General features: G+C 33.4%; 10 protein-coding genes. All 10 read right to left on the bottom strand.

Translation table 11 applies throughout. The features are described 5' to 3' along the window. A partial coding sequence (locus Q9Q35_RS02680) for a Wzz/FepE/Etk N-terminal domain-containing protein (protein WP_304652013.1) occupies positions 1-314 on the bottom strand: 314 nt, incomplete at its 3' end. 10 nt (positions 315-324) lie between these two features. Beyond that, positions 325-1,695, bottom strand: a complete 1,371-nt coding sequence (locus Q9Q35_RS02675) for a hypothetical protein (RefSeq protein ID WP_304652012.1) — start codon at positions 1,693-1,695, stop codon at positions 325-327. A gap of 7 nt (positions 1,696-1,702) precedes the next feature. Continuing rightward, positions 1,703-2,995, bottom strand: a complete 1,293-nt coding sequence (locus tag Q9Q35_RS02670; protein ID WP_304652011.1) for an O-antigen polymerase — start codon at positions 2,993-2,995, stop codon at positions 1,703-1,705. Next, positions 2,989-3,999, bottom strand: a complete 1,011-nt coding sequence (locus tag Q9Q35_RS02665) for a glycosyltransferase (RefSeq protein WP_304652010.1) — start codon at positions 3,997-3,999, stop codon at positions 2,989-2,991. The genes Q9Q35_RS02670 and Q9Q35_RS02665 overlap by 7 nt, the downstream gene beginning before the upstream one ends. Before the next feature lie 21 nt (positions 4,000-4,020). Next, the gene (locus Q9Q35_RS02660) at positions 4,021-4,800 is read right to left on the bottom strand and encodes a DUF4422 domain-containing protein (RefSeq protein ID WP_304652009.1); all 780 of its coding nucleotides are present in this window, start codon (positions 4,798-4,800) and stop codon (positions 4,021-4,023) included. Between the two features lie 33 nt (positions 4,801-4,833). Continuing rightward, complete coding sequence (locus Q9Q35_RS02655) at positions 4,834-5,925, bottom strand: glycosyltransferase (RefSeq protein WP_304652008.1); 1,092 nt, start codon at positions 5,923-5,925, stop codon at positions 4,834-4,836. A gap of 31 nt (positions 5,926-5,956) precedes the next feature. Further along, complete coding sequence (gene rfbD, locus Q9Q35_RS02650; protein ID WP_304652007.1) at positions 5,957-6,796, bottom strand: dTDP-4-dehydrorhamnose reductase; 840 nt, start codon at positions 6,794-6,796, stop codon at positions 5,957-5,959. 77 nt (positions 6,797-6,873) lie between these two features. Next, positions 6,874-7,863: a dTDP-glucose 4,6-dehydratase gene (rfbB, locus tag Q9Q35_RS02645; RefSeq protein ID WP_304652006.1), complete on the bottom strand. Its 990-nt coding sequence runs from the start codon at positions 7,861-7,863 to the stop codon at positions 6,874-6,876. A 4-nt stretch (positions 7,864-7,867) separates the two neighbouring features. Next, positions 7,868-8,437, bottom strand: a complete 570-nt coding sequence (gene rfbC, locus Q9Q35_RS02640) for a dTDP-4-dehydrorhamnose 3,5-epimerase (protein WP_304652005.1) — start codon at positions 8,435-8,437, stop codon at positions 7,868-7,870. 16 nt (positions 8,438-8,453) lie between these two features. After that, positions 8,454-9,323 carry a glucose-1-phosphate thymidylyltransferase RfbA gene (gene rfbA, locus Q9Q35_RS02635; protein WP_304652004.1) on the bottom strand — a complete coding sequence of 290 codons (870 nt, stop codon included), beginning with the start codon at positions 9,321-9,323 and terminating at the stop codon, positions 8,454-8,456. Positions 9,324-9,374 lie beyond the last annotated feature (51 nt).

The raw sequence follows: 9,374 nt of genomic DNA, 5'->3' as shown, positions 1-9,374 counted from the left end.
TCCTTTTCACGCAGTTGTTTTAACACATCACTTAAAATAATTGGCTTCTTCAAAACATCCTTATATGTATTAATAGCTTGCAAGTCGGCTTGTTGAACGTTCAATTGAGTCTGAATATCGCTTGATTTTTGATTGACCAAAATATCTACGCTGGATTCATACTTTGGAGTCATAATTACAGTAGATACTATTGTCGATAGAACTAAACCTATCACTCCACAAATTACGATCCCCAAAATATTTTTTTTCATGATCACATTAAATCTTCTTATATCCAATGTGATAGTTCCGTCATTTTGTAAATTTTTATCCATAGCAATTCTCCTATCCAATAAATTTCAAATATACACTACGTATTACATATACAAAGATCATGCTGAAAAATGCTTGCCACCATAATAGATATGTTGCAGTTATAATAAATATTATAGCTAATACAATATCTAATATTTCTAACCGCCATAAACTAACTGATAGTTCTTTTCCCAAGACTATATCTGCTATAATACTTCTAAAAATTACAGATATGACCATCCCTACAACAACTAATTTCATATCATCAAAGACGTATGCCGCTACTATTCCCCATATACCACCAAAAATAATAGTTAAAATATTTATTTTAAGTAGCACAACTTGTTTACTCAACACTTTAAGAAAAGTATTCCCCATAAGGTTCATCTTGCTGTCAAAAAAACAAATGGGTAATAAAATTGATAAGTAATCAATACTTTGGGAATAATTTGGTAACCACAGTAATAATACAAATTTCAACGGTAAATAAATTATATACATTAGTGGTAATAGAAAAAATAATCCTACTGCTATTTTTTTATAGTACCGTTGTAATTTTTTTCCATCTATTCTCCTTAATGCAGGAAATAAAACTATTCCTACTTGTGAAATAAACGTCAAAGCAAAATTTATCAATGTCAACGAAAAAGAGACTTTACCAAAGGCTAACAATCCCCATTTATTGTCTATAATAAATCTACCTACCCCCAAAATTAATGTGGAACAAACATTAGCAACCATTAGACTGATCCCTACTTTTATACTTAAAAGTGCTTCAGTAGCTCCTAAACGCCAATCTATTTTAACTTTTTTAAAGTATTTTTGTATAAAAAAATACAAATAAGCTAATGAGACTAGCAAAGCAATGTTAAATGCTGGAATAAAATAGAACACATTGTATATCCCAGTTAACAAAAGTACTGTTTGAGCACTTAAAAATATTATCCTATGCAAAATGATAGATTTCGACCATACGTTAGACTCACCTGTCGCTTGAAATATATAACTCAAAAAATTATGACATGTATAAATAATGTAATATACAAGTACACTATATATTACCCAACGTCTGCCGTTAGAATCCGAAAAGTATATCAGAAATTGCCCTACTAGCATCGCCAAAATGATCTGATATATGATCCCAAAAACATATTGGCTTTTTATAGCAGTATAGTCTAATTCATCCTTATCTTTTCCACCATACCTAAGATATACACCATCATTTAGACCCAAAGCTAAACAAGGAATATACAGTGTATAGAACATAAATAGCTGCCAATAACTAAAGTCTGTCGTTGATATAAACTTTGGTAATATTAAGTTAGTGCTACAACTAACAAGTAAAGATATCAGTTGAGCTAATATGACATAAATAAAATTCTTTTTTAGTTTTCCGTCCATAATATTGCTACCATATAATTCTATATTTTTTTAAAGTGATATTATATATAACATAAAATACTATTAATATGGTTATAAATCCCATTGATACCATCGTTGTAAAAAATTTATCATCAATTGGATGCAATAGTATTGCTGATGCCATATAACCATATATAATTAGCAAGAACTTCTTATTGTATGCACCTATACTTTTCAATTTGAAATAAAAAGCGTTAAAAAATGTTGCAAAAATTATTTGTAATACTACTACACCATTCATGCCAAAATCAGCGTACCACTCCCTATATGCACTATAAACGTTACCTAAATCGATCCCATTGTACATTCTAAACTCTTTATGAACTAAATACTTAGGAATATCTGGATCAAACTTTCTCAGGCTGTTATACAGAGAGATAAATGTTTCTTTTCCCCAAAGATCAGTATGATGTATTGGATCTCTAATGAACATATCAAAAAGTTTTACAGGTCCACCTGCATATACAGTGATATAATCTATAAAATTTACATTTTTAGATATCGTTCTCCCAACAACTAACCTGATCCCGTAAAATGATACCAGTACTAGTGCAAAAACTAACATTAATTTAAAAACAAATTTTATAGAGCCACTAGCAGTTGAATTTTTTAAATTCCATAAAATTCCAAAATAAATAGCTATAGTTGCAATTAGTTGCAACAAATTCAAACGATTACTGTCGTACAAACTTAGTATGACATATAACAATATGGGTAGAAAGTTCAATAAATCTATTTTCTTTATATTTTTAGACATATAATTATTAACCATAGTAAATGCATATATGTAAGCACTAGCTAATACTATTTTTGCTAATTGTTGTACATATCCAGGCATAGCATCTTCAAACGAGTAACTAGTTTTGCCACGATATTTCTCCATCATATTAGAAAATGAAGTACTCGGTCCCGCAATATCTTTTACATTTTTTATCCATAAATATAAGGTTACGGCACATAACATCACCAATACTATCGTTATAATAGGGTTTATATCTATCCTTCTAATATTTACCTTTGTTATATTATTTTTATCACTGTATAATGTAACTTTACATAACAATCCAATACCTATAAAAATCATTGCTCCCAATAAATATATAATGAAAGTCTCACCGGACAACGCGATTCCCCATTTTAATCTATTCAAAAATGCACATGATAGTGAAAAAAAATACATTGCACAGAAAAGAAATGGTGGGGCCATGACATCGTAATCAAAAAGTACATACGTAACAAAAACCAGTATCAAAAATATTATTAATAGTAGTTCTAACATCTTAATTCCCTATACTTCCTATATGACTTGGATAATCTATATACTCCAGTATATAATATAAATTTTGTTGCACATCTGCCCCAAAAATATTCTTCTTCTAGCAATCTGTATTTTCTAATAAAACTCCGTGCTTTCACCCCTCCAAAAAGTAAACAGTTCTCTAATTCTTTTACTTTTAAATTTTTATCTGCAATATTTCTCAACAAGTATAGCCCACCACCGTAGGAACTTGCTGTTCTATTTATAACTTCTGGAAGTTTGATCGTAAGTTTTTTTAAATTTTTTATCATTCCCCCATTCCCAGGTATTCCTGTAACATTATTTCCATGTCTAGTATATATAACTAATGGACGTTCAATAAATTTTATTTTTGCATAAATGGCTGCGTACCTACTTACATATGTATCATGTGGTATCATATTTTTCACAGTATCCGGCGATTCTATAGCCATTATATCCCACAATCTAGAATTGTGCCCCATGGTCGTTCCCCAAACATATTGTTCCTTAAAAAATATATTGTAGGGTTTTTCGCTAAATTGAACTTTAATATGATTTGACATTCTATCGTTCAATTTTTCGCCTCTAGAGTCTACTAGTTCTAAATCAGAATAACAAAATACAGGAATATTTTTATTTGCATATTCTATTTTTCGCATTTCACATATTTCGAATTCAAGCTTATCCTTGACCCACATATCATCCTGATCACAATAAAAATAATAGGAATATTTTGTTCCACAATTTTTGACATAGTGCATAACGTTAAAATAATTCGCAAAGGCTCCATGATAGTTATTATTCACCAAAATTTTCTTTATCCTATTATCTTTTTGCTTATATTTTTTTAAAATCTCCAATGTTCCATCATTCGAACTATCGTCACTAATGTACATTTCCCAATTACTATAACTTTGTGAAAGAATACTATCCATTTGTCTTTTTATATAGTCAGCACCATTATATGTTGCCATCATAATAACCACTTTTTCATCTATGCTCATTGATCAACCACCTAATTTTTATTATCTCACTTTTAATAATCCTAATTTTCTAGCAAAACTCGTTGCATATCGTTTGAAATAGTTTTGTTTTTCCATATAAAGAACTGGTAATTCTACATAATTAATACTATTACATTCTATCCACACATCCAGCAATAACTCACTGATATAACCAAATACTCTGGCTTCACTCACTGAGTAATTTGAAATATCCAGTCTTCCTTCTACTTTTCCAAGAACATCAAATAACCATTCCGAATAACTATCAAATATCTCCTTTCTAGTGATCATCATATTTAGTAAGTGTGACCTTCTACGATTTAAAACTTCGTCATACTTCTTTAAGTAACTAGGATAATCTGATTTCAAAATATCTCTTGTTATCTTTAATCCTTCAGTATGATGCGCATGTCTATAGTGTCCATATGCAGTTTCAATATAGTAATTGTGGGCTTTGGGTACCACCATATCATATTCACTTAACAATTCTTCTAAAGTCTCTGAATTTAATACATATTTATACCTAGTCGCGATCGGGGTAAAGATCCCACTACTTTGTTTACCAAAAAGCCTTCTGTAATGCACAAGCCCTTTTATATCAGCCTTACTATTTTTCCAAGCCCAATATTGTGCGGTCAATTCGCAATAATTAGGATTCTTCGAAGCAATATTTTCTCCGGTATTATCTCGAATATATCCCGGAAAATCCTCGTTTTTTTGTCCCACTTGTATCGGTATATACATATCGTCTTGTGGCATTGCCACATTTTTATGACTAACGACAAAAATACTTTTTTTCATTTAAATTCTCCTCGTAACATAGCTTTGTAAAAATCAATGTTTTTTCAAACTCAATGTATAAATTCCTGAATATTTATGATATATCTCTTTATATTTTTCAGACATTATTTCCGTGTTATATTCACGTAAAATATCATCTTTAGCTTGTTGTACAATACTTCTTGTATCCATATGTTGCACTTGATCTATTACTGAGATATAATCATCCAAGTTTTCACACAGAAAACCATTTTTCCCATTTATTACATCACGGTTTCCCACTACTGAACTAACTACACATATTTTTTTCATATACATTGCTTCTAATAATGACATTGGTAATCCTTCATAACGAGAAGTCAACAAAAACACATCACTATCTTCCATCATTTTTATTGCAGTTTTTCTATCTAACCAACCCGTTACATGTATATTTTTTGATGTTAATACATTTTTCATATCTCCATCACCGATCCAAACAAATTCATTATTTGGAAATGATCTAGCAATTTTATTAAATAATTTAGGATTTTTTTGATATGCTATCCTTCCTAAAGTGGCAATTCGTAAATTCCCTTCCACAGATTTAGTTGTACCGGTAACAAGCTTATTCAAATTTCTTATATTGATACCATTATTTACATATTCAGCTTTTGAGTTTATTTTCAAAGATGTTTCATACTCACTTTTACTACATGCAATTGTGACACATCTGCTAAGTGAACATAATTTTTCAATTTCTTTATATATAAAGCGTTTTTTAGGGCTGATATTAGGCATAAAGAAACTATATCCATGAGGAGTATAAAATATTGGTGTTTGCTTTCCTAGAAAAGCCACTCTTCCCAATACTCCAGCTTTAGATGAATGAAGATGTATTATGTCAGGTTCAATATTTTTAACGATCTTCTTTAGCTCCAAAATAGCTTTAGTATCTTTTTTCAAATTTATTTCACGTGTAAAATTTTCTACACGAATTAAATTTATTTTGGAATTAAAATAGTTTTCAAAATCGACTGGTGTTTCATTTCTAAGAGAGTATGCAATGTATACATTGTACTCCTTACTCAATTCATTAGCTAAGTCGGCTATATATGTAAACACCCCACCGCCAAAAGCTTCTACAACAAATAATACTTTTTTCACCTAAAATCCACGACCTTACTATGCTATTCAATTACCTTTCACTCATTTTCATAAATTCAGCTAGTGCATCTTGCCACATTGGAAATTCAAAACCGGTTTCTTTAGCTAAGTGCATCACCGAATATGGAGGGCGGAAAGCTGCTGTTGGATATTCATCAGAAGATACCGGTACGACTTCAACATCCTTATCTTTTAAGATCTCTTTAGCAAATTCATACCATGAGCATTGGCCATCATTACTACATTGATAAATCCCATATTCGATGTTGTTATCAACTAGATACGTCAAAAATTCAGCTAAAGTGCGGGTCCATGTTGGACGACCGATCTGATCTGAGACCACGGTCAAACGATCATGATCTTTAGCTAAGTTCAACATTGTATAAACAAAATTATGTCCCCATTTACCATAGACCCATGCAGTACGAACGATGTAATACTTGTCACAGTATTTTTCGATCGCTTCTTCACCGATCAATTTTGTTCGTCCATATTCATTTCTTGGCCCCTTAGGATCATCTGGCATATATTCGCCTTCTGTCCGTAAACCATCAAAAACATAATCGGTGCTGACATAGACCATCAAAGCATCATATTTTTTGCAAGCCTTGGCCATGATCTCTGAACCAACTGCATTGACCAATTCATTGACCTTCTTGCCTTCGCCTTCAGCCTTATCAACAGCCGTGTAAGCCGCACAATGATAAACGACTTCGGGACGATTTTTAGCAAAATATGCTTCAACTTTTTCTTCATCAGTGATATCTAAAGCTTCGACATCCGCTGCATCATAAGCGATCTTGCGTTCATCTAATAAATGTTGTAACTCTTGTCCCAATTGACCGTTACCACCTGTGATCAATATTTTCATCTTTTTATCTCCTAAATTTTAGCTTTCTACTTCTAGTAAAAAAAGTTGATGTAAAAACACCAACCTTCTATTTATCACTATTGATCCAAGGCTGCACGTTCTTTTAGTGGGCGCCACCAGTCTTCGTTGTTTAAATACCAATCAACAGTTTCAACGATACCTGTATCAAAAGTATATTTTGGCTTCCAACCAAGTTTGGTTTCGATCTTTGTTGGGTCGATCGCATAACGACGATCGTGACCCAAACGATCAGCAACATATTCAATTGCATCTTCACCTAAACCAAGTTGTTCAACGATCAAGTGTACGATCTCATTATTTGTCCGTTCATTATGTCCACCGACATTATAAACTTCACCCTTGCGACCCTTATGTAAAACAAGGTCGATTGCTTGGCAGTGATCGTAGACATGAAGCCAATCGCGGATATTTTTACCATCCCCGTAGATCGGTAATTTCTTACCGTCCACCCCATTTGATGTCATCAATGGGATCAATTTTTCTGGGAATTGATATGGTCCGTAGTTATTTGAACAACGTGTGATATTCACATTCAAATCATAAGTTTCATAGTAAGCACGAACTAACAGATCAGCAGAAGCCTTACTTGCTGAATATGGTGAGTTAGGTGCTAGTGGTGTCGTTTCACTAAAGTAGCCTTCTTTGCCCAAAGTACCATAAACTTCATCAGTTGAAACTTGCAGATACTTTTCTAAGCCCATTGTCTTAGCCACATGTAATAAAGCTAACGTACCTTGCACATTTGTTTCTACGAAAACTTCTGGATGCAAGATCGAACGATCAACATGACTTTCAGCGGCAAAGTTCACGATCGTATCGATATCGTGTTCTTTAACTAAATGTTTTACCAATTCCCGATTTATAATATTGCCGTGAACAAAGATATGATTAGGGTTATCCTCTAGATCATCTAAATTATGAATATTACCAGCATAGGTCAATAGATCTAAGTTAACGATCTTATATTCAGGATATTTTTCAAGCATGTAGCGGACAAAGTTACTACCGATAAAGCCGGCACCGCCTGTTACAAGTAAGTTTTTCATCAAGTTAGTCCTTTCTGTAAGTAAAGTTTAGATCAGCATCCTTTAGACGTGGATGATTTTTATCTTTATCCGATAAGATCAGATGTTCGATCGGCATTGGCCAGTCGATCCCTAGATCTGGATCATCAAATGCGATCCCACCATCAGCTTCGGGATTGTAGTAGCCATCAACTTTGTAAGCTACATTCACATTTGGGGTCAAAGTCACAAAACCATGAGCAAAACCCTTTGGTACTAATAATTGGCGGTGGTTGTACTCACTTAAGATAAACCCTTGCCACTGACCATATGTTGGTGAGCCTTTACGAACATCTACGATCACATCATAGATAACACCTGTAACGGCACGCAGTAATTTTGTTTGAGCATAAGGCGCACGTTGATAATGCAATCCTCTTAAGACACCTGGTTCAACCGAAAGTGACTGGTTGTCTTGGGTGAAATCAAAATCGACCCCTGCTTCGACAAATTTTTGCTTTGTATATGTTTCCGTGAAAAAACCACGATGATCACCAAAAACATCGGTCTCAATGATCTTAGCATCTTGTAACTTTGTATCAATAACTTTAACCATGTTTAACTACTCCTACCTACTCTTCATTGGCTAAACGCAATAAATATTGCCCGTAGTCATTTTTCTTCATCGATCGTGCTAATTCTAATAAACGTTCTCTAGTTATCCAGCCTTGGCGATATGCAATTTCTTCCAAACTAGCAACTTTTAAGTTCTGACGCTTTTGGATCGTTGCGATAAAGCTTGAAGCTTCTAACATCGAATCATGCGTTCCAGTATCTAACCAGGCGTATCCTCGTCCCATGAGCTTAACATCCAAGCGACCACGTCTTAAGTACTCTTTATTGACATCCGTGATCTCTAACTCACCACGTTCTGAAGGCTTTAAGTTCTCGGCGATCGAAACAACATCATTATCATAAAAATAAAGACCAGTGATGGCATAATTACTTTTAGATTTTGTCGGTTTTTCTTCGATCGACAAAGCGTGGTGTGCCTTATCGAATTCTACTACCCCAAAACGCTCGGGATCAGTCACGTGGTAGCCAAAGACTGTTGCCCCTTGTTCTTTTTTGGCAGCATCCCTGAGCAATTGGCTCAATCCACTACCGTAGTAGATATTATCACCTAAGATCAAACAGACTGAGTCATCACCAATAAAGTCTTTACCTAAAATAAAAGCTTCGGCCAACCCATTTGGCTGTTCTTGTACCTTATAAGAAAGCCTTATCCCAAAATCAGAACCATTCCCTAAAAGTTTTTCAAATAACGGAGTAAATTCTGGGGTTGAGATCACCAAGATATCCTTGATCCCTGCTAACATCAAAGTTGAAAGTGGATAATAGATCATCGGCTTATCGTATACTGGGATCAGTTGTTTAGAAATACCTCTTGTGATCGGATACAACCGTGTACCACTGCCACCAGCTAAAACTATGCCTTTCATATAAGACTTCCCTTTCCAAAAATTATAGCTAATCGCTTAATTATCCATGCT

The organism is uncultured Ligilactobacillus sp. (assembly GCF_948826705.1).
Classification (GTDB): Bacteria; Bacillota; Bacilli; order Lactobacillales; family Lactobacillaceae; genus Ligilactobacillus.
The sequence above is the reverse complement of the archived record's forward strand: the minus strand, read 5'-3'. Positions and strand labels throughout refer to the sequence as shown.